Annotated in this window: 16 protein-coding genes; 11 read left to right on the top strand and 5 right to left on the bottom strand. The window is 67.1% G+C overall.

Going from position 1 to position 19,650, the window contains the following annotated elements:
- The first annotated feature begins 844 nt into the window (after nt 1–844).
- The 5 genes from ACWEO7_RS04905 (at nt 845) to ACWEO7_RS04925 (ending at nt 6,877) form a co-directional block, all read left to right on the top strand.
- Nucleotides 845–1,957, top strand: a complete 1,113-nt coding sequence (locus tag ACWEO7_RS04905) for a hypothetical protein (RefSeq protein WP_452420841.1) — start codon at nt 845–847, stop codon at nt 1,955–1,957.
- A gap of 361 nt (nt 1,958–2,318) precedes the next feature.
- The gene (locus tag ACWEO7_RS04910) at nt 2,319–3,590 is read left to right on the top strand and encodes a cytochrome P450 (RefSeq protein WP_452420883.1); all 1,272 of its coding nucleotides are present in this window, start codon (nt 2,319–2,321) and stop codon (nt 3,588–3,590) included.
- A 167-nt stretch (nt 3,591–3,757) separates the two neighbouring features.
- Complete coding sequence (locus ACWEO7_RS04915) at nt 3,758–5,176, top strand: hypothetical protein (RefSeq protein ID WP_452420842.1); 1,419 nt, start codon at nt 3,758–3,760, stop codon at nt 5,174–5,176.
- Nucleotides 5,177–5,310: 134 nt separating this feature from the next.
- Nucleotides 5,311–6,186 (top strand): DUF4231 domain-containing protein, encoded by an 876-nt coding sequence (locus tag ACWEO7_RS04920; RefSeq protein ID WP_452420843.1) that lies wholly within the window; start codon nt 5,311–5,313, stop codon nt 6,184–6,186.
- Nucleotides 6,187–6,493: 307 nt separating this feature from the next.
- Complete coding sequence (locus tag ACWEO7_RS04925; RefSeq protein WP_452420845.1) at nt 6,494–6,877, top strand: VOC family protein; 384 nt, start codon at nt 6,494–6,496, stop codon at nt 6,875–6,877.
- Nucleotides 6,878–6,987: 110 nt separating this feature from the next.
- Here ACWEO7_RS04925 and ACWEO7_RS04930 read toward each other — a convergent pair whose 3' ends face one another.
- From ACWEO7_RS04930 to ACWEO7_RS04940, 3 genes are all read right to left on the bottom strand, one after another.
- Nucleotides 6,988–7,419: a hypothetical protein gene (locus tag ACWEO7_RS04930; protein ID WP_452420846.1), complete on the bottom strand. Its 432-nt coding sequence runs from the start codon at nt 7,417–7,419 to the stop codon at nt 6,988–6,990.
- Between the two features lie 138 nt (nt 7,420–7,557).
- On the bottom strand, nt 7,558–9,117 hold the full coding sequence (locus ACWEO7_RS04935) for a serine hydrolase (RefSeq protein WP_452420884.1): 1,560 nt from the start codon (nt 9,115–9,117) through the stop codon (nt 7,558–7,560).
- Nucleotides 9,118–9,305: 188 nt separating this feature from the next.
- Entirely contained in the window at nt 9,306–11,027 is a 1,722-nt protein-coding gene (locus ACWEO7_RS04940) for a GMC oxidoreductase (RefSeq protein ID WP_452420848.1), read from the bottom strand.
- A gap of 187 nt (nt 11,028–11,214) precedes the next feature.
- On the opposite strand from ACWEO7_RS04940, the gene ACWEO7_RS04945 reads away from it, so the two are divergent.
- Both ACWEO7_RS04945 and ACWEO7_RS04950 read left to right on the top strand, forming a co-directional pair.
- Nucleotides 11,215–11,913 carry a TetR/AcrR family transcriptional regulator gene (locus ACWEO7_RS04945; protein WP_452420850.1) on the top strand — a complete coding sequence of 233 codons (699 nt, stop codon included), beginning with the start codon at nt 11,215–11,217 and terminating at the stop codon, nt 11,911–11,913.
- 52 nt (nt 11,914–11,965) lie between these two features.
- Nucleotides 11,966–12,952, top strand: a complete 987-nt coding sequence (locus tag ACWEO7_RS04950) for an NAD(P)H-dependent flavin oxidoreductase (protein WP_452420852.1) — start codon at nt 11,966–11,968, stop codon at nt 12,950–12,952.
- 5 nt (nt 12,953–12,957) lie between these two features.
- Here ACWEO7_RS04950 and ACWEO7_RS04955 read toward each other — a convergent pair whose 3' ends face one another.
- Together ACWEO7_RS04955 and ACWEO7_RS04960 are read right to left on the bottom strand one after the other, a co-directional pair.
- A complete protein-coding gene (locus ACWEO7_RS04955; RefSeq protein ID WP_452420854.1) occupies nt 12,958–13,152 on the bottom strand; it encodes a hypothetical protein in 195 nt (64 codons plus the stop codon).
- Nucleotides 13,153–13,186: 34 nt separating this feature from the next.
- A complete protein-coding gene (locus ACWEO7_RS04960) occupies nt 13,187–14,506 on the bottom strand; it encodes a family 1 glycosylhydrolase (RefSeq protein WP_452420855.1) in 1,320 nt (439 codons plus the stop codon).
- A gap of 593 nt (nt 14,507–15,099) precedes the next feature.
- On the opposite strand from ACWEO7_RS04960, the gene ACWEO7_RS04965 reads away from it, so the two are divergent.
- The 4 genes from ACWEO7_RS04965 to lexA all read left to right on the top strand — a co-directional run bounded on the left by ACWEO7_RS04965 (nt 15,100) and on the right by lexA (nt 19,637).
- Nucleotides 15,100–15,579: a nitroreductase family deazaflavin-dependent oxidoreductase gene (locus ACWEO7_RS04965; RefSeq protein ID WP_450022212.1), complete on the top strand. Its 480-nt coding sequence runs from the start codon at nt 15,100–15,102 to the stop codon at nt 15,577–15,579.
- 62 nt (nt 15,580–15,641) lie between these two features.
- A complete protein-coding gene (locus ACWEO7_RS04970; protein ID WP_452420856.1) occupies nt 15,642–17,936 on the top strand; it encodes a molybdopterin-dependent oxidoreductase in 2,295 nt (764 codons plus the stop codon).
- Between the two features lie 31 nt (nt 17,937–17,967).
- Nucleotides 17,968–18,945: a LysR family transcriptional regulator gene (locus ACWEO7_RS04975; protein ID WP_452420858.1), complete on the top strand. Its 978-nt coding sequence runs from the start codon at nt 17,968–17,970 to the stop codon at nt 18,943–18,945.
- A 29-nt stretch (nt 18,946–18,974) separates the two neighbouring features.
- A complete protein-coding gene (gene lexA, locus ACWEO7_RS04980; protein ID WP_452420860.1) occupies nt 18,975–19,637 on the top strand; it encodes a transcriptional repressor LexA in 663 nt (220 codons plus the stop codon).
- The last annotated feature ends 13 nt before the right edge of the window (nt 19,638–19,650 follow it).

Raw genomic sequence — 19,650 nt, forward strand, 5'->3', positions numbered from 1 at the left:
TCCGCGAGCCGGTCGAGACGCTCAGCGGGTCTCGGCTACCAGGCGAGCCGGAATTGTCGCGGACAGGCATTTCGATGGTCATGCGTGGCCCTCACCCCCGAGATGGATACCGAGACGATCGACGAGCATGCTGTCGATGGTCTGCGTCTGTTCGGATCTGATCAGTGGTGCACAGCAAAGCGATAACACGACACGACGCCGCTACGGACCCGGCGCCGTCGAATTGTCCTATCCAGCAGAACGGTTCGGACGACACCGATGGTAGACCGCGAATACGCGTGTGCGTGGAGAATTTCCGGAATGCCTCGCCGCAGGTCATCCAGGACGCGGCGCGGACTGCTGCGGTCGGTCGCCCGGATTACGGTGACCGGTGCCGACCCCGGATCGGTGTGGTGCGAGGAAGTTGCTGCTGCGCAGCCGAAGGATGCGTGATCCCCGACTTTGCCGATCACCGAACGATGCCGGCAAGCACCCCGTATCGGCTGCGCGCGTGCTGGAGTCAGCGAAATAGTGCACGCTGTGCCGGGTCGGGTGGGGCTGTTGGGTTCGTCCGGTGCTTTGGTCGCGGTAGTCGCCACCGTTCGGGGCTCGTATCGAAGCATCAGAGTTAATCCATTGGCACACAACAGGTCCGGGTCCGTGGTGGCTGGATGCCTCGGCCACCGCAGCACCTGCCGTGACGGCGGACCGGCTTCGGAAACGTTCATCCGCTGGTCGATAGCGTGGGAACATCAGGGGGTGCGGGATTCCGGCGTGTCCGTGTACGCTTGCACAGCTACCGATCGGCGTAACGGGAATGCTCCTGGGTCGCGGATCGCGCGTCCAGACAACAGAAGAGCCACAGATGACCAGATACGCGCATTATGTCGGCAGCCTGCCTGCCGAGCTGATGACGGGTGATCGTGCCGTCATGCAATGGTTTGCCGACCACAGCCAGGGACAGCCGGTGACCGCCGTGCCTTGCGATCTCGATCCGGACTGGATTCTCGACTATCTGCGCACGCGGAAGCTGCATGCCGACGTCTTCGAGATCGTCCGCCCCGGCGAGTACACCGACTACAGTGACTTCCCCAGTTACGGCCTGAGACCGGGGTGCACGTTGGAGCCGCGGCACGTCGCGATGGGCCGGGTCGAGCGGATCGGCGAGGTCGTGGACACGTTCGAATCGCTGCGGAGCGACCGTCCGGAGCTGGCCGGAACGAAAGTCCAGATCAGCCAACCCAGCCCGCTGGATCTGGCGATGTTCGTCTTCGCGGGCGCCGCGGTCTCCGGTGGACTCCCCGTCTGGCCTGCCGTGCGAAGCTCCGGGCTCGTGGTCGGCGCGCTTCGGCAGCTGCCGGTGTTCACCGAAGCGGTGGTTCAGGAGATGACCGAGGTCGTCGAACGGTACGGTGACCGTGTGGTCTGGCAGCTGGAGTCGCCGATCGCACTGCTGAGCATGGTCAAGGCGGAACGACTACGTTCGCAGTGGGCCCTCGCACCGCTCGTCGCGCGGCAACTCGCCGGTTTCCTCGGCCGAATGCACGAAATCGGCGCGGAAGCGATCGTGCATCTGTGCTACGGCGACTATCAGCACAAGAGCCTGCTCACCCCGCGCACCCTCACTCCGGCGGTGAAGCTGCTCGGCCGCACCGCACGGCTGCTGCGTGCACAGGGCACACCCCTGCCGCCGGTGCATATCCCGTGCGCCTACGGTGCCGAGCCGGCGCCGTTGGACCCGCGGTTCTACGCACCGCTGCGCAAACTCGATCCCGACTGGAAAGTGATCGCCGGTGTCGTCTCCCCGGACTCCGAAGAGGGCAGCGCCCGCGCGCTCGCTCTCTTCGAGCAAGCCGCCGGACGCGAGGCCTACGGTGTGGCCACCGCCTGCGGACTCGGCCGATGCACGGTCGACGCCGCGCGGCAGGCGGCCGCGACGACGGTTGGCCTGGCCGGCGGTAGGGGACCCGAGCAGTGATCTGCCGTGCGGTAGCCGACCGCGCGTGACCGCAGGGGAGCGGCGACGACCCTCCAGGTGCGCGGAACACGACCCGGAGCCGACGTGCGACGACCGGATCGTGCACTCCCCACCAGCGCCTACGGCGGGCTTTCGTGCTGAAATTCGGCGAATTGCCTTGTCCGGACGTGCCTCTCGGCCGTATGTCGGTGCCGCCTTCGTCAGCGGAGGGATCGGAGCGTTGCTATGTTGCTAGCGTATGCGGGTCGCCGAGTTCTGGACGACAGGTCTCGGCAGGCACGTGTACCCGCTCACAGATCACTTTCGTCGAATTGCTGTTCCATTACCTGGAGTCACGTTCTTGACCACACCACAGTCCCCGATGGCCGCGCCGCACACCACTGGAACCGGAGCGTGCCCCGTCCAGCACGGACCCTTGACGGAAGCGGACGCCCCGCGCGTCCAGATGTATACGAAAGAGTTCGTCACCGACCCGCACCATGCCTATCGCGAGATGCGGAGCAAGCACGGCTCGCTGGTTCCGATCGAGCTGGCGCCCGGCGTTCCCGCCACCCTGGTGATCGGCTACCAGACCGCGGTGCGCATCCTCAGCGATCCTGACCATTTCCCGGCCGATCCGCGCACCTGGCAGAAGACCATTCCCGACGATTCTCCGGTGCGGCCGATGATGGAGTGGTATCCGGCGGCACGGTACAGCACCGGACTCGCCCACGATCGCTACCGGCATGCTTCCGTCGATGCCATCGACGGGATCGATTTGTTCGACGTGCCTACCACGGTCGAACAGATCGCCGTCCCGTTGATCAATGCCTTCTGCGCGGACGGATCCGCCGATCTGGTCACCCAGTACGCGTTTCCGCTGGTCCTGGAGGTCCTCAACCAGATGGTCGGCTGCCCGGCCGAGATCGGCGAGCGGGTCGCCACCGGTATGGCCGCGCGCTTCGACACGGTGCGGGGGCCCGAGGGCATGAAGATGCTCAAGGATGCGCTGATGCAGCTGATCCGGCTCAAGCGCCAACATCCCGGCGACGACGTCACCTCGCGGTTGGCGCACCACTCGACCGAACTCGACGACATCGAGATCTTCGCCCAGCTGATGAGCTTCTACGGGGCCGGATTCGAGGCGCAACGCAATCTGATCACCAACGCGGTGCTGCTGATGATCACCGACGACCGGTTCCGCTTCGGTGACGTCCTCGGACGGAACCTGTCCACCACCGACGCGCTCGACGAGGTCTTGTTCAACGACCCGCCGATGGCGAACTTCTGCACGACCTACCCGCGGCAGCCGATCATGGTCGACGGGGTCTGGTTGCCCGCGGACCAGCCGGTGGTCATCAGCCTCGCCGGGTGCAACAACGATCCCCAGATTCGTGGGACCGACGAGCCCGGTGGCAGTCGTATCGGCAATCGTTCCCATCTGGCGTGGAGTGCGGGTCCGCACGCGTGCCCGGCGAAATCCGTCGCCTACATGACGGTGCAGAATGCCATCGACCAACTGTTCGACGCTCTGCCGGAAATCCAGTTGGGCAAGGCCGAGGCCGAACTGCAATGGCGGCCGGGACCGTTCCACCGGGCACTGATGGCCTTGCCGGTCGTCTTCCCGAAATCCGCGCCGGTCCGCGTCATATAGGCCTGCCGATAACCGATGTGCCCTCACCGGTTCCGGTCCATACTGGTGCTCGCCGGTGAAAGCGGCTGACGTGCACGGCGATATCGCCGGCGCGACATGCGTAGCCATCGGTATGCCAGTGTTCGTCGGCACAGGGGCGGGACGGTACGCCAGCGGTGGTCAGCGGAATGAGCGGCGGCGAGTTGTACGCTCGCGTCCGGGGCGAGGAGACCGCGTCGCTGCGGTCGGCGGGTGGAAACGCCGTTCGATTCGTGGCGGCGGTGGCGGCTGTTGTCGTGGTCTGGGCTCGCGGGCCGCAGTTGCTGGCGGCCTGGGTGCCCGCGGTCGACGTGTCGACGTGGCGGCAGCTGGTCCTGTTTCCGCTGGCCGTGCTGGGGGTGGGGGCGATTGCCGCCGGTGCGGAGGCCGTCACCGACGCATCGCAGGGGTTGCGAGCGCGATCGCTGCGGCGACGCGTGGACCGTGATCCCGATCAGATCGCCATGCTGGTGCCGCCGCTGGACACGCACATGGCCACGGTGCAGGAGGTCCGAAGTCACGGTGCGGCCGCGAGCCGACGGTTGTTCTGGGGCGTGGTGCCGGTCGCGCTGTTCGTCTTGGTCCTGGTCTACGGGGTGACCGTGGAGGAACCCGACGGAACGCAACGTCCGGCGCCGGAACTGGAGCCTGTCGTCCTCGGCCTGATGGTCCTGTCGGCGGCGGTACTGCTGGCATCGGTCGCGCTGCGATGGCGGCGGTGGAATGCGAGCCGGACGGTCGAGAAGTGGTCGAAAGACCCCGCCTACAGCGCCCGGATCAGCCCGATCGGCCCGGACCCGACTTGGGCTCGCGCGAGCGAGATTCCGGCGCTCACCGTGCGGTTCACCACCCCGCCGCGGGGCCGGGGAGATCTTCGCGAGGTCTCGCCGCGGTCGAATGTGATCGGCGCGAAGCCGGTACAGATCGCCTATCTCCGCCTGTTCGACAATCGGGCGCGCGCCCGGGACTTCCTGCGCGGCGCGTGGCGCGAGTTCGGGTATGTGCATCTCCTGCGCAGCGCCGCGTCGGTGAGTCCGGAGGAGGTGCGAGACGTGCGAAGGCGCAATGCCTTCCGCACCATGTTCGTGGCGTCACCGCGCATGCTGCGCGAAGAACTGGCGAAACAGTCGGCCGAACCGTTGCCACCCGGACGAAGGCGGCTGCTCGGGGTGACCGATCTGGCGGTCGAGGTCCGCGACCCCGCGGGCAGCTATCCCGTTCGCTCGATCCTCTGCCACGTCAGCTTCTGGCAGGCGGCGGTGGACACACTGCTGTCCCGGGTCGACTACGTCGTGCTCGACCTCGCCGGATACGTGCCGGCGAAGGCGGGAACGCGATTCGAGTTGCAATGTGTGGTCGACCGCTTTCCCATTGCCAAAGTCATCTTCCTCTGTGACAAGCAGAGTGACCGGGCGTTCCTGAAAGCGCAGGTGCTCTATCACTGGTCGCTAATGGACAGCCGCTCACCGAATTCCGGCACCACCCCGCGGACGGCCCGGATCGCCGTGACCGACGGTCATCGGGCCGCAACCCGGTATCTGATGGCGGATCTGCAGGTCCGTGGTTGATGTCGCGAGTGCGTGGTCCGGAATGGCGATCGGCGATGGAAGACTCGTAATTCGAAAGCAGCGCAAAAGGATTCGATACCGACCTGTCGCCTGTTACGCTTCGGCCATGTCGGTTCGAACGCGTCCCGCGGCCCGTGCGGCAGGCTGACGACTACCCGGGGCTGTTCCAGTCCGCGGACACGGCGTCGCTGTACGGCCAGAAATTCTATCTCCGCGCCTATGGAGCTCGGCTCTGGCTGGCCGTGGTGGCGGCGACGTGCGCGGCATTCACCATACGCGTCGGCGCTTCGGGCACCGATATCGCGGCCATCCTCACGGCGATGGCCTTTGTCGGAATCCTCGCGGTCGATGTGGGCGTTCTGCGCGGACGTCCGGGTAAGTCCTGGTACGAGGGTCGCGCGCTCGCCGAGTCAGTGAAGACCTTGAGCTGGAAGTACGCGGTACAGGGTGCGCCGTTCGTCGGGACGCTGTCTCCGGCCGAGGCCGATCGGATGTTGATCGAGCGACTCATGCTGCTGCGTCAGGATATCTCGGCGCTGGCGTTGCGGCCGACCACCGCCCCGGCCATCACCGATCGCATGCGGCGGCTGCGCTCCGCGCCGTTCGACGAACGGCGCCGCATCTACTTGAACGACCGCATCCGGGAACAGCAACGGTGGTATGCGGGGAAATCCGGATACCACCAGCGCAGGTCTCAGTTATTCGGCACGCTGGCACTCTTTTTCGAGGTCGCGGGTGTCGCGGGAGCGCTGGCGAAGGCGTTCAACGCGGTGAACTTCGATCTCGCAGGCATTTTCGCGGCGGGGGTGGCGGGCCTGGCCGCCTGGTCGTCGGCTCGTCAGCACAGTACCGGCGCCGCCGCCTATGCCGTCGCCTCGAATGAATTGAGCATCGTCGCCGAGGTCCTGGAACAGAACGACACCGAAGCCGCTTGGGCCGACGCCGTATCCGACGCCGAGGAAGCGATCAGCCGCGAACACACGCTCTGGCGAGCCTCGCATGGCGAATGACCCGCATGCACGACGGTGTCGCATCGATCGGACATCGGATGATCCGGCGTGGCTGCCGGATATGCCAGGCGTGGGCGCTTACCATGATCAAGCTGTGTGACGTGGCGGCGTCGCATAGCGAACGGGGAAGCGGCCCGTCCGGCGTGATTCGTAGCGCCGGGCGGGCCGTTGCGTTGGGCCCGGCCTGCCTTCGGCCCGTGTGTTCCATCGCAGCGGCGACGGGTGCGGGCTCGGGCGTGCCGCCCTCGTTTGCCGCCGAGCGGCGCGGGTAGGCAACGACGAATGGCATAGGTCAGGAGGTCGGAGTATGGCATCGAACAATGGGGTCGGACAATTGCGTAGCGTCGTGCTGGATTGCCCTCAGCCGCGCAAACTCGCCAGGTTCTACCAAGAGTTGCTCGGGGGAGATCTGCTCGAGGACGATGACGACGACTGGGTGGTGCTGGTCGAGGCATCGGGTCGGCGCATCGCATTCCAGACGGCGCCCGACTACCAGCCCCCACGCTTCCCGGATCCCGAGGGGTCACAGCAAGTACATTTCGACGTCCTGGTGGACGATATCGAGCAAGCCGAGCCCGCGGCGCTCGCGTTGGGCGCGACACTCGTGCAGGACGAAACCGATGGAGCGTTCCGTGTTTATGCCGACCCGGTGGGGCATACGTTCTGCCTGGTGTGGCTCCCGGACGAATGATATCCAGGCCCGGCCCCGCCTGCCGCGCCGGAAGCGATCGCGCGATATGCGGCGGGTGGCGGGCCGCAGGGCCACGGCGGCGCACACCGATCAGATGGGCATGCTTCCGTTCATTCGGGCGGGTGCGGGTGCCGGATGTCGTCACCCACCGAACCGCCTGCGACGTCGGCCGCAACACCGATTTCCTCCTCGTAGCGGTGCTCGGCGAGTACCGGGTCGCAGTCGTCGCTGATGTCCTTGAGCTTTCGGTAGTTCTCGTGTCCGGTGGCCTCGGTCTCCACGACTTCGGCATCGGTGTCGGGCTCCTCCTCGGCGAGCCGGTCTCCGATCGGTCGGGGATGAGATTGCTCCCACGGCGTTACGCCGTACTTCGTGACGCCGGTCCAGTGCTCCGGTGGGTCCATTCCGGCCTCGAGCGGGTCGGAACGCAGCCGATCCTCGTCCAGATCCTCGGCGCTGCTGAGGGCCGCCGCATCGGTCTCGACCGCGTCGGGCGGGCCGGTGTCCTGCGGCGGGTCGTATGTCTCGTTCGGTTCGGTCATCGCTGCCTTCCTCTCCTGCATTCAGCGACTTCCCGCAACGGTGGCCGGCAAACCCCCGGGAAATGGATGGACGGCGTCCGCGACCGGCTACGGGCCGTGCGCCGGAGCCCGGGATCGCGGTCGGGGCGGGCGCGACCGTTACCGTCGGGTGAACACGCCGAGGTGTTCGATGTCGTAGTACTCGAGGGTGAGTTTGTCGCCGTCGAAGGTCGCCTGGGAGACCGAGCCGTGCGGGGCGTTCTCGCCGGGAGGCGTGAAGACGAAAGTGTCACCGTTCCAGTGCCTCAAGGGGAAGGTCATGTTGTTCGGGCCCAGGGTGAGCGTGAGGAATTGATCGGTGGCGCTGATCGTCGCCGGTCCGTAGTAGGCGTTGTCGTAGGTACCCGCGTATGCCGCCGCCGGTCGCGCGGGCGCTGGGTCGGCGGGCGGCTGTTTGCCCGCCAGCGCCCCCGCCGGTGCTCCGAGTGGCTGGAACGCCGTTCGATACAGAGTGCGCCAGTCCTGCTGGACCTCCCCGAACTGCACCAGGTCGGCGAACTCCGCGTTCAGCGTCTCCGGCACGCCGATCGGGGCCGCGTTGGTGAGCGTCACGATGCCGACGTCGGCCGAGGGGATCAGGGTGAACGCGGTGGCCGCCCCGAGGCCGAACGCTCCCGAGTGACCGAGCACGACGCGGCCCGCGGCGGAATCACTCACATTGAAGCCGAATCCGTAGAACCCGGCTCGTGCGTCGGGCATTTTCGGTGGAGCCGACACGGCTTGCGGAGAGATGGCGGGCAGCAGATCCTCCGATGGCACCAGGACCGAGCCTCCGGCAGAGCCGTCGGCGAGCACCATCGTCATCCATTTGGCCATGTCGGTCACCGAGGAGCTGACCCCTCCCGCCGGGGACTGCGCGTCCGGTTGGCGCTGCGGGTTCGCCAGCTCGTATTTCCCCTCGATCAGCACGTGCCCCTCCGCGCGGTTCGCGCGGGACACGAAGTCGGTGTAGCGGGAACTGGTCGAATTCATGCCGAGCGGACCGTAGATGGTCTGTGCGGACAACGTCTCCCAATCAGTTCCCGCCGCGGTGGCAACGGCGACGGCCGCCGCGGTCAGCCCGAAATTGGTGTACTCGTAGGAATCGCGGAACGCGCCCAGCGGCAACAGCCGAAGCCGGTCGAGAATTTGGCCGCGGTCGTAGCCGAGATCCTCCAGTAGGTCGCCCGCGTGATCGGGCAGTCCGGAGCGGTGCGCATACAGATCGCCGATCGTGACGTGCTCGGTGACGTAGGGATCGGCGAGGGCGAAGGACGGCAGCAGCCGGTGCACCGGAGTGTCCCATTCGACGCCTCCCGCGGCGATCCGGCGGGCGACGACCGTGGCCCCGACCGGCTTGGACAACGACGCCAGCTGGAAGACCGTATCCGGGTCGACCTTCTCGTCGGTGACGATGTTGCGAACGCCGAATCCCTTGCTGTACACGACCTTTCCGCCGTGAACGACGGCGACCGCCATGCCGGGAACCCCGGAGGAGGCGAACAGGTCTTCTGCGAGCCGGTCCAGCTCGCCCACGGCATCGTCGATCCGGCCGTCCGGTATCGGCACACCGGCGATCCGGTTGGGCAGCACCGCGGAACTGGACGGTGCTCCCGCTCGCGTTGAGTCCGCTCCGTCGCCGCCGCACCCCGCTATCGCGAGTATGAGGGCCGTCGCCATCGCCGCGGGGCCGAGCAACGTGTGCCGCGGTGTGCTCACGGATCGCCTCCTGGCTGTCGCAGCGACAAAAGACCAGATAAAGGCTAGTTGAGGTGAGATTGCTGCGCGGTCGATTCTGGCTTTCGCGGCGACGGGCCCCGCACTCGCCCGCCGCCGTCGAATTCCGGCAGATCAGACCGGCGGCGGACCTATCCGGCGGCGGGCGTCTCCCGGATCTCCACGATCGGAAGCACCAGCGCCGCGGGCGAAGTCGCCGGAACCGCCGGATTCACCGGTGCGATGGGAGCGATACGCCGGTATCCCGTGCCCACCGGTGGGCGGGCGTCCACCTCGCCCTTGTTCGGCCAGTACGCCGCCGCCCGCTCGGCCTGCGCGGTGATCGTCAGCGACGGGTTGACGCCCAGGTTCGCCGAGACCGCCGCCCCGTCGACGACGCTGAGCGTCGGGTAGCCGTACACGCGGTGGTAGCCGTCGATCACGCCGTGCTCGGCGTCGGCCCCGATCGCCGCGCCCCCCAGAAAATGGGCCGTGAGCGGGATGTTGAAGATCTCCCCCCAGCTACCGCCCGCGATGCCGCCGATCTTCTCCGCGACCCGCCTGGTGACGTCGTTGCCCACCGGGATCCAGGTCGGATTGGGTTCGCCGTGGCCCTGTTTGCTGGTCAGCTTGCGGCCGAACAGGCCGCGTTTGGTGTAGGTGGTGATCGAATTGTCCAAGTGCTGCATGACCAGCGAGATGATGGTCCGCTCACTCCAGTTCTTCGTGCTCAAGAAGCTGAGCAGATTCATCGGGTGCCGCAGCACCAGGCCGAGGAAGCGCAGCCAGCGCGGGATCCGGCCACCGCCGTCGACCATGAGCGTCTGGAGCAGCCCCATCGAGTTGGATCCCTTGCCGTAGCGGACCGGCTCGATGTGGGTGTCGGGAGTGGGATGAATGGACGAGGTGATCGCGACGCCCTTGGTGAAGTCGGTGCCGGGGCGCACCTGCTTGGTCGCGGCGCCCACGATCGACTCCGAGTTGGTGCGCGTGAGCACGCCGAGCCGATCGGACAGGTCCGGCAGCACGCCCCTGTCGCGCATGGCGAACAGCAGCTTCTGGGTACCGCGCGTGCCCGCCGCGAGCACGACGTGCGCGGCGGTGAGCGTGCGAGGTTGCTTGCGAATCCAGGCGCCGGTACGAACGGTGGACACGTCCCACGTGCCATCTGGATGCGGACGCAGCTCGGTGACCGTCGTCATCGGGATGACTTCGGCGCCCGCCTGCTCGGCCAGGTAGAGGTAGTTCTTCACGAGCGTGTTCTTCGCGCCGTACTTGCAGCCCACCATGCAGTCGCCGCATTCGACGCACCCGGTGCGCTCCGGCCCGACGCCGCCGAAGTAGGGGTCGGGCACGGTCTTGCCCGGCTCGCCGAAGAACACGCCGACCGGCGTCTGCACGAAGGTGTCACCGACACCCATGTCGTCGGCGACGGCCTTGAAGACCTCGTCGGCGGGCGTCATGTGCGGATTCCGCACCACGCCGAGCATCTGCTGCGCCCGCTCGTAGTACGGGGTGAGCTCGTCGCGCCAGTCGGTGATGTCACGCCACTGCGGGTCGCGGAAGAACGGCTCCGGCGGCACGTACAAGGTGTTCGCGTAATTCAGCGAACCACCCCCGACGCCCGCGCCGCCGAGGATGAGGACGTTGCGCAGCGGATGGATGCGCTGGATTCCGTAGCAGCCGAGTGCGGGCGCCCAGAGGAACTTCTTCAGCTCCCAGCTGGTCTTGGGCAGTTCGTCGTCGGCGAAGCGCCGGCCCGCCTCCAGTACGCCGACCTTGTACCCCTTCTCCACCAGCCGAAGCGCGGTGACGCTGCCGCCGAACCCGGAACCGACGATCAGCACGTCGAAATCCGTCGTCCGCTGGTCCATGTGGAACTCCTCGATCGTGTCGCCAGTGACTCGGCTAACACTACTCCCGGGTAAGTAACGGTTCGCAAGTCGGCTGGAACCAGCCGATCACTCCGGTAATCTGCGGTGCCGGTGGTTGCCCGCCCCGGTTAAAGAGCGATGCTCTCAATAGTTGACAACGCTCTCAGATGCGCGCATCGTTTCTGTTATGCCGACGACACCCCGCGCCCGCGCCAGGGCCCAGACCATGAACGACATCGTCCGGATCGGGCGCGAACACCTGGCGACCGAAGGCGCCGCCGCCTTGTCGCTGCGCGCGGTCGCGCGTGACCTCGGCGTGGTCTCCTCGGCGGTCTACCGGTATGTCCGCAGTCGCGACGAACTGCTGACCCTGCTCGTCGTGGACGGCTACAACGCCCTCGGCGACGCGGTCGACGAGGCGCTGGCCGAGGCAGGAGACGATCCGATCGACGGGCTGCGGGTTCTGGGCCGCACGGTGCGGCGATGGGCACTGGCCGAACCCGCTCGCTACGGGTTGCTGTTCGGTACGCCGGTTCCCGGCTACGACGCACCCGCCACCGAGACCACCGCGCCGGGCACCCGGGTGATCGTCGCGCTGCTGACCTTGTTCGCTCAGGCCCATCGTGCCGGCCGGCTCGCCGCGCCCGGTAAGGAGCCGCGGATCTCCGCGCCTCTCGCGGGCAGCTTCGCGCTGATCCGGGACGAGTTCCCGCTCGAGATGCCCGACTGGCTGGTCGTCCGCGGCGTGACGTTCTGGGTCGGCCTGTTCGGGGCGGTGAGCGCGGACGTCTTCGACATGTACGGCACCAACACTTTCGCCGACCGCGACGAGTTGTTCGAACTCCAGCTCGACGGACTGCTGGACATGCTCGGTCACCGCGGGTGACCACCCGCGGTGACAGGGCGGCCCGGCACTGTTCATGGCACGGTGTGCTGCGATGGAACTCGTGACGACGCCCGGCGAACAGTTCCCCGCACACGACGCGATCGCATGGGCGCACCGGATGGGTGCGCGCATTCCACTGGTCAATGCGCCGATGGGGGGTGTGGCGGGCGGACGGCTCGCCGCGGCGGTGACCGCGGCCGGTGGGCTCGGGATGATCGGGATGGGCAGTGCCGGATCGGTCCGGGCGCTGGAGCGGGAATTGCCGCACGTGCGCGGCATCGACGGCCCGTTCGGCATCGGTCTGGTCGATTGGGTGGTTGCCGAGGAGCCGCGACTGCTCGAGGTCGCGATCGAGGCGCGTCCCGCACTGATCTCGGTGAGCTTCGGGAACGACTTGGGCTGGGCCGCCCGAGTCGCGGACGAAGGGATCGTCCCGGCCACTCAGGTGTACAGCGGGCAGGACGCGCGACGTGCGCAAGCCGCCGGTGTCGGCGTCCTCGTGGCCCGCGGGGTGGAGGGTGGCGGGCACGGCGCCGTGAACGCGTCGCTGCTGCCGCTCCTGGAAGAGGTGCTGGACGCGGTAACGGTCCCGGTGCTCGCGGCGGGCGGCATCGGCGCACCGGGGGATCTCGCCGCTGTGCTGCGCGCCGGGGCCAGTGGCGCATGGCTCGGCACCTGCCTGGCGGCCTCCTCGGAATCGCTACTGTCGGATGCGGGCCGTCGCGCTCTGATCGAGGCACGCGGCGACGACACGGTGCTCACCCGCGCGTACGACGTCGGAATGGAATTGCCTTGGCCCGCCAGGTTTCCCGCGCGGGTGCTGCGCACCGGGTTCACCGACCGGTGGACCGGGCGAGAAGAAGAACTCGCCATGGACGCGGCGGCCAAGCGCGCTCTCACCGCGGCGCTCGCCGCTGACGATCCCGCCGCCGCGCCGATCGACGCGGGGCAGGGGGTCGGCATGATCACCTCCGTGGAACCGGCCGCGCGCGTGCTGGAGCGGCTGTGGGCGGGGGCGACCGGATCGGTCATGAGCTGAGCGGTTCAGTCCTCGCTGCTGGTTCGCTCACCGAGATAGCTGATCAACTCGGGATCGGAGGAGACCAGCCGGTCGACCTCCTCTCCGCCCGTGCACTGGTAGAGGGCGACGGTGACCGAACCGGGCCTGCGTCCGGCGACCCGCCAGATTCCGCCGGAATCGGCCCAGCGCCGCAGCATCGCGATGGGATCGTCGGTCATCGTCCACCTCCACTCGATGGTGTACCCCGAAGTGTCACCGCGGGACGGTGACCGGGTCGGAACAGCTGGCGGGCACGTCGACCAAGGAACAATCCTTCGGCGCACGGGTCGGCCGGTAACCGGGCGCGACGCCGCCGGTCCGGGTGATGTCGGTGTATGCGGCCACCGCGTCCGTCGGCTTGCGCGTGAGGGCCGGATCGGTGAGGACGTCGACGGTGTAGAGGCCGAAACGTGGTGTGTAGGAGCCCCACTCGTAATTGTCGGTCAGACTCCAATAGTTGTAACCGATCAAGTTCATGCCGTCGGCCTTGGCTCGCTGGAGCCAGTAGACGGTGTCGCGGAGTGAGTCGGCGCGGCTGTATCCGTCCGCGCGGGGCAGGCCGTTCTCGGTGGGCATTCCGTTCTCGACTATGTAGAGCGGCTTACCGGGGAACTGACGCGCATAGTGTTGCAGCGCGTAGTAGATGCCTTCGGGCTGCAGCGGGTTCTTCCACAACTCCGTGAAACTCGCCGTAAAGGTGAGGCTGTCGGGGGAGAGGCCGTAGTAGTAGTCGATGCCGATGTAGTCGAGCTTTGTGTCGATCCTGTCCACCAGCGGTTTGTTCACCACATCCTCACCGCCAGGGATGTAGGCGACATTGCTGGTCACCATGGCGCCCGGCTGTACCCGGTGGATGTAGTCGTAGATGCTGTTGTGCGCCTGGGCGATCCGGTCTTGCATCGCGGGCGCGGCCGCGGGCGGCAGTCCGCCGTGGCGCAGTTCGTTCAGCAGGTAGAAGGTCGGCTCGTTGAACGTCACCCACAACGGCTGGAACGGGGCGTAGCGATCGACGACCGCTCGTGCGTTGGCCAGCCAATCCTCGACGAGGTCCGGGTTGTTCCAGCCCCCGCGGTCGACCGCCCAGCCCGGGTAGACCCAGTGGTCGATGGTGATCATGGGACGCATGCCGGCAGCCGTGATCGCGGCGACGACGTCGTCGTAGAACTTCAGGCCCTCGAGGTCCCACTTGCCCGGCTCGGGCTGGAGGCGTGCCCACTCGACGCCGATGCGATACACCTTCACGCCCAGATCGGCCGCAAGGGCGATGTCCGAGCGGTAGCGCGCGTAGAAGTCGATCGAATCCCGATAGGGGTCAGTCGTTTTCCCGGACGCGACGTAGCGGGACCAGTTGCTGTCCGGGGCATGGCCTTCCGATTGATATCCCGACGAGGCGACGCCCCAAAGGAAATCCGGGCCCATCGGGGTGACCGCGGCGAGCGGCTCGGTGCGGGCGGCTGCTGGAGCGACGCCTCCGAGCAGTACCGCGGCGACGGCCACCAAGGCGGCAGAGACATGGCGGCGGTGTGAACGCATCGAACTCCTGTTCCGAAAGGGCTGGCCCTCGTCGACCCCGGGTGCTCGAACCGGGGTGGGGGAGGGCGGCACGGGGGACAGGGTAACTGGTCGCTTGTCCGTTTTCTCGAAAGTCGGGGAGTGGGCTGCGCTTCGAGGACTTGCGCGGTACGGAACTGCGTGGAGGGCGATGTGGCGGAGCCGCAACAACTAACATCGCTACAACTAACATGTTGATACGTAGATATTCGCATTGAACTATGTTTTTCCTTGACTTCAGAACCATGGAACACCTCCACAACCACCATGCGATCGCGCACGCACAACTCCGCCTAGGACGAGCCGATCCAAGATCACGTTCGGCCTGTTCGGGCTCCAACTGGATCGGCGCAGCCAGGCCGGGCCGGGGGATCACCAGCGACCTCGTCCGGTGCGGTGACCAGCGGGATTGCGTAGAAACGGATGCAATTCGAAACCTGCACCGCAACAGAAACTTCGCAATGGATATCGAAGACCGAGAGGCCAACTGTGCATAGATGTCGGTACGAGGTGTTAGATCTGTTGTAGAGCGCCTGCCAGCCTGCGAGTCCGCTACGGAGAGGTGTCCTGAATTGGTGTCTAATCCGTTGCCGCGCGTGGCGCGACGGCTCGCTCAGCAGCGCTGGGTGATGCGGTCGGCGCCGGTCGTGCTCCGGCTCGAGCGCGTGATCCGGCGGGTGAGCGGCGGGCGAAAGGGTGTCCTGGATCTGGCGGGGTTGCCGTCCATCGAGGTCACGGTACCGGGCCGGAAGACGGGGATCCCGCGGACCACGTCGTTGCTGTATGTCCCGCACGGTGCGGACTTCATCGTCCTCGGCTCGAATTGGGGGAGTTCCGAACATCCGGCGTGGTCGGCGAATCTGCGTGCCGCGCAGACTGCCTCGGTCCGGCACGAGGGTGAGCAGTTCCTGGTGGCGGTGCGTGAGATCGACGGTGTGGAGCGCAAGCCCTTCTGGGATCTGGCGGTCGAGTTCTGGCCAGGTTACGCCATGGAGTACGAGCTCTCCGGCGGCCGTGTGTTCCGGATCTTCGAGCTGCGCCGTAAATCCGGCTGAGGTGGCGTTGGCGGGGAGACGGGCGGCGCTGCGATGTCGGTGGGGCCGATTACGGTGGGGCGGTGACCACGCATCTGACCCACTGGGGCGCGTTCGAGGCGGACAGCGACGGTGAACGACTGACGGAGGTCCGGCCGTGGCGTGGTGATCCGGAGCCGATGCCGTTGATCGGGAACGTCGCTTCTGCGCAGCACCACCCCACCCGGATTGATCGGCCGTATGTCCGCCAGGGTTGGCTGGAGAACGGGCCGGGGCCGGGGCCGCGCGGTTCGGAGGCTTTCGTTCCGGTGTCGTGGGAGCGGGCGTTGGACCTGCTGGCCGGCGAGCTCGGCCGGGTGTACCGGCGGTATGGGGCGGAGGCGGTGTATGGCGGTTCGTACGGCTGGGCGAGTGCGGGGCGCTTCCATCACGCGCAGAGTCAATTGCACCGCTTCCTGAACTGTCTCGGCGGCTACGTCCGGCACGTGAACAGTTACAGTCTGGGCACTTCGACGGTTTTCCTGCCGCACGTCATCGGTGACATCGGCTGGTTGACGCAGCAGGCGACGGCGAAGACGGTACTGGCCGAGCACTCCGAACTCGTGGTGGCCTTCGGTGGTCTGTCACCGAAGAACGCGGCGGTGTCGCCTGGTGGCGTCTCCCGGCACAACGTGCGGGGCTGGATCACGGCGGCGCGGGAGCGGGGCTGCCGGTTCGTGTCGATCAGTCCGTTGCGCGACGACACCCCGCCGGAGAGCGAAGCCGAGTGGATCGCGCCGCTGCCTGGCACCGACGTGGCGATGATGCTTGCGCTGGCTCAGGTGCTGGACGCGGAAGGCTTGGCGGACACGACGTTTCTGCGTGAGTACACGGTCGGCTACGAGCGTTTCGCGGCGTATCTTCGTGGCGCGGTGGATGGAGTCGTCAAGGATCCGGAGTGGGCGGCGGCGATCACCGGTGTGGGGGCAGAGCGTATCCGGATGCTGGCGCGCGAGATGGCCGCCGCCCGAACGCTGGTGACGGTGAGTTGGTCGCTGCAGCGAGCGCGACATGGTGAGCAGCCGTTGTGGGCGGGTGTGGTGCTGGCGGCGATGCTGGGGCAGATCGGCCTCCCCGGCGGCGGGTTCGGGCATGGTTACGGATCGGCCGCGGGCGTCGGGGAACCGGCGCGCCGGCCGGTGCCGCGACTTCCGCAGGGGCGCAATGGTGTTGATGCTTTCATCCCGGTCGCGCGGATCGCGGACATGCTGCTGAATCCGGGTGCGTCCTATCGGTACAACGGTCAGGATCTGGTGTATCCGGATGTGCGGTTGGTGTATTGGTGTGGCGGCAATCCGTTCCATCACCATCAGGATCTGGCCCGTTTGCGAATGGCGTTCGAACGGCCGGACACGGTGGTGGTGCACGATGCGTTCTGGACGGCTACCGCGCGGCACGCGGACATCGTGTTGCCGTCGACGATGTCCATCGAGCGCGATGACTACGGCGCGGGGGAAGGTGACCGGTCGTTCTTTCCGATGCGAGCGCTGACCCGCCCGCCTGCCGAGGCGCGCGACGATTATCGGATCTTCGCCGAGGCGGCGGATCGGCTCGGGGTCGGCAAGGAGTTCACCGAAGGACGTTCGGTCGCGGAGTGGCTGCGGCATCTGTACGAGCGGTGGCGAGTAGAGCACTCGCGTGCGGGACAGGAGTTTCCGGATTTCGACGCGTTCTGGTCCGGCGAGGCACTCGAGCTTCCGATGCCGGACCCGCGGCAGGTGCTTGCCGCGGACTTTCGCGCAGACCCGGACCGGTACCCGCTGAGCACGCCCAGCGGGAAGATCGAGATCTTTTCGTCGACGATCGATGGCTTCGGGTACGCCGATTGCCCGCCGCATCCGATGTGGCTGGAGCCGGAGGAGTGGCTCGGTGGCGCGGCGGCGGAGCGGTTCCCCGTGCAGTTGGTGGCGAACCAGCCGCGGACGAAGTTGCACAGTCAGCTGGACGTGGGCGCCTATAGCCAGTCGGTGAAGATCTCCGGGCGGGAACCGATCCGGATGCATCCGTCGGACGCCGAGGCTCGTGGTCTGCGTGCCGGTGAGATCGTGCGGGTGTTCAACGATCGGGGTAGTTGCCTGGCGGGGTTGGTCGTCGACGAGGGGGTGCGAGCCGGTGTCGCGCAGTTGTCCACCGGCGCGTGGTACGACCCTGAGCCGGCGGATCCGGCGTTCTGCCGTCACGGTAATCCGAACGTGCTGATCGCCGACCGTCCGTCCTCGACGCTCAGCCAAGGGTGCGCCGGGCAGCTCACTCTGGTGGAGATCGAGCGTTATGCGGGCCCGCTCACGGAGGTGGAGGTGATCCGCCCGCCGGACAGGACGGGCGCGGAAGCGTTGTGAGGTCGCCGAGCAAGGCGAAGCTGCCTGGTCGATGGAGGTGATGATGGATCTGGATCTGGCGGCGTTGCGGGCGTTCGTCGCTGTGGTGGAGGAGGAGCAGTTCGGTCACGCCGCCGCTGTGCTGGGTATCAGCCAGCAGGCGGTCTCCAAGCGCATCGCGAAACTCGAATCGCAATTGGGTGCGGAGCTTTTCGAGCGTGGACGCGGCGGTAGCGCGCCGACCGCCGCGGGTCTTCGGCTGTTGCCGCATGCGCGTTCACTGCTCGTGGGCGCCGAGGCGGCGGTGCGGTCCGTGCGCGAGCAGGTGCGACCGTTGCGGGTGGCGGTTCTGGGTAAGCGTATGGCCGCGACCGAGTTGATGGAGTTCTATCTCGCGCGTCATCCGCGCTGTGAGATCGAGATCGTCATGTCGAACATGATCACGACGTCGCGGGAGGCGCTGCGCGGCGGTCTGGTCGACGCGGCCTTGGCCCGCGCGCACGGCGGCCCGGTGGCGTTGCCCGGTGACATCGTCGCGGCTCCGGCGTATCTGGAGCCGCTGTATCTGCTCGTGGGTAAGGACCATCCGTTCGCGGGGCGGTCGACGATCGGGTTGCGGGAGATCGCGGGGCATCCGGTGTGGGTGCCCGGTGCGGCCGTGCCGTCGGAGTGGGCCGATTTCTATCGAGAACTCAGCGCGTTCAGCGGGATTCCGATCGATACCGGGGGTCCGCTGGAAAATATGGCGGGAATCGTCGAACGTATCGCGGATTCGTCGTCGTTGGCGACCTTCACCGGTGACGGCGGGCAGACGCCGTGGCATCCGAACGTGCGGCGGCTGATGATCGTCGATCCCACTCCGGCCTATCCGCTGGCGCTGCTGTGGTCGGCGGGTCACCGGCATCCGGGATTGCGGCATTTGATCGAGCATGTCGCGGAGAACTACAACCGGGATACCGCCGCCGCCTGCTGGGTTCCCGAACCCGATCAGGAGCTGTTCGGCGTGCCCGGTGCGGTGGCCGGTCGGTAGTGTCGGTCCGTGCCTCTACCATTCCCCGGGTGACCGGATACGACCCGCTCGACGCGTTCGAGCACCTCGACACCTCGACGTTGCCGCCGCGCCAGCAGCGGATTCTCGCCACGATTCGGGACTGGGTTCTGCGGTACGGGTATCCGCCGAATACGCGCGAGATCGGTGACGCGGTGGGTCTGCGGTCGGCGTCGTCGGTGTCCAAGCATCTGAAGAGCTTGGAGGAGCGTGGTTTTCTGCGCCGCAGCCGGACGGTGTCGCGTCCGATCGACGTGCGGATGTTCTTGCGGGCTCCGGTGCCGCGGGAGACGGCGGAGGATTCGGTGGCGGTGCCGGTGGTCGGCGATATCGCGGCGGGCGCTCCGATCCTGGCCGAGGAGCATGCCGGCGACACGATGACGTTGCCGCGCGAGTTGGTCGGCCGTGGCACGGTGTTCGGGTTGCGGGTGCGTGGTGATTCGATGATCGACGCGGCGATCTGTGACGGCGACATCGTGGTGGTGCGACAGCAGCGCGAGGCGCATTCCGGGGAGATCGTGGCGGCGATGATCGACGGAGAAGCGACGGTGAAGGTGTACCGGCGGCGTAGCGGTCACGTGTATCTCGAGCCGCGCAATCCGGCCTACGAGGTGATCGATGGTGACGAAGCGGTGGTGCTCGGCAAGGTCGTGTCGGTGATGCGGCGGGTCTGAGCTCGGTGCGCCT

The sequence above is a fragment of the Nocardia sp. NPDC004260 genome, assembly GCF_053603155.1.

Coding starts and splice junctions, on each gene's coding strand:
- ACWEO7_RS04905 (WP_452420841.1), top strand. CDS start 845: ATGACCAGATACGCGCATTATGTCGGCAGCCTGCCTGCCGAGCTGATG.
- ACWEO7_RS04910 (WP_452420883.1), top strand. CDS start 2,319: ATGGCCGCGCCGCACACCACTGGAACCGGAGCGTGCCCCGTCCAGCAC.
- ACWEO7_RS04915 (WP_452420842.1), top strand. CDS start 3,758: ATGAGCGGCGGCGAGTTGTACGCTCGCGTCCGGGGCGAGGAGACCGCG.
- ACWEO7_RS04925 (WP_452420845.1), top strand. CDS start 6,494: ATGGCATCGAACAATGGGGTCGGACAATTGCGTAGCGTCGTGCTGGAT.
- ACWEO7_RS04930 (WP_452420846.1), bottom strand. CDS start 7,419: ATGACCGAACCGAACGAGACATACGACCCGCCGCAGGACACCGGCCCG.
- ACWEO7_RS04935 (WP_452420884.1), bottom strand. CDS start 9,117: ATGGCGACGGCCCTCATACTCGCGATAGCGGGGTGCGGCGGCGACGGA.
- ACWEO7_RS04940 (WP_452420848.1), bottom strand. CDS start 11,027: ATGGACCAGCGGACGACGGATTTCGACGTGCTGATCGTCGGTTCCGGG.
- ACWEO7_RS04945 (WP_452420850.1), top strand. CDS start 11,215: ATGCCGACGACACCCCGCGCCCGCGCCAGGGCCCAGACCATGAACGAC.
- ACWEO7_RS04950 (WP_452420852.1), top strand. CDS start 11,966: ATGGAACTCGTGACGACGCCCGGCGAACAGTTCCCCGCACACGACGCG.
- ACWEO7_RS04955 (WP_452420854.1), bottom strand. CDS start 13,152: ATGACCGACGATCCCATCGCGATGCTGCGGCGCTGGGCCGATTCCGGC.
- ACWEO7_RS04960 (WP_452420855.1), bottom strand. CDS start 14,506: ATGCGTTCACACCGCCGCCATGTCTCTGCCGCCTTGGTGGCCGTCGCC.
- ACWEO7_RS04975 (WP_452420858.1), top strand. CDS start 17,968: ATGGAGGTGATGATGGATCTGGATCTGGCGGCGTTGCGGGCGTTCGTC.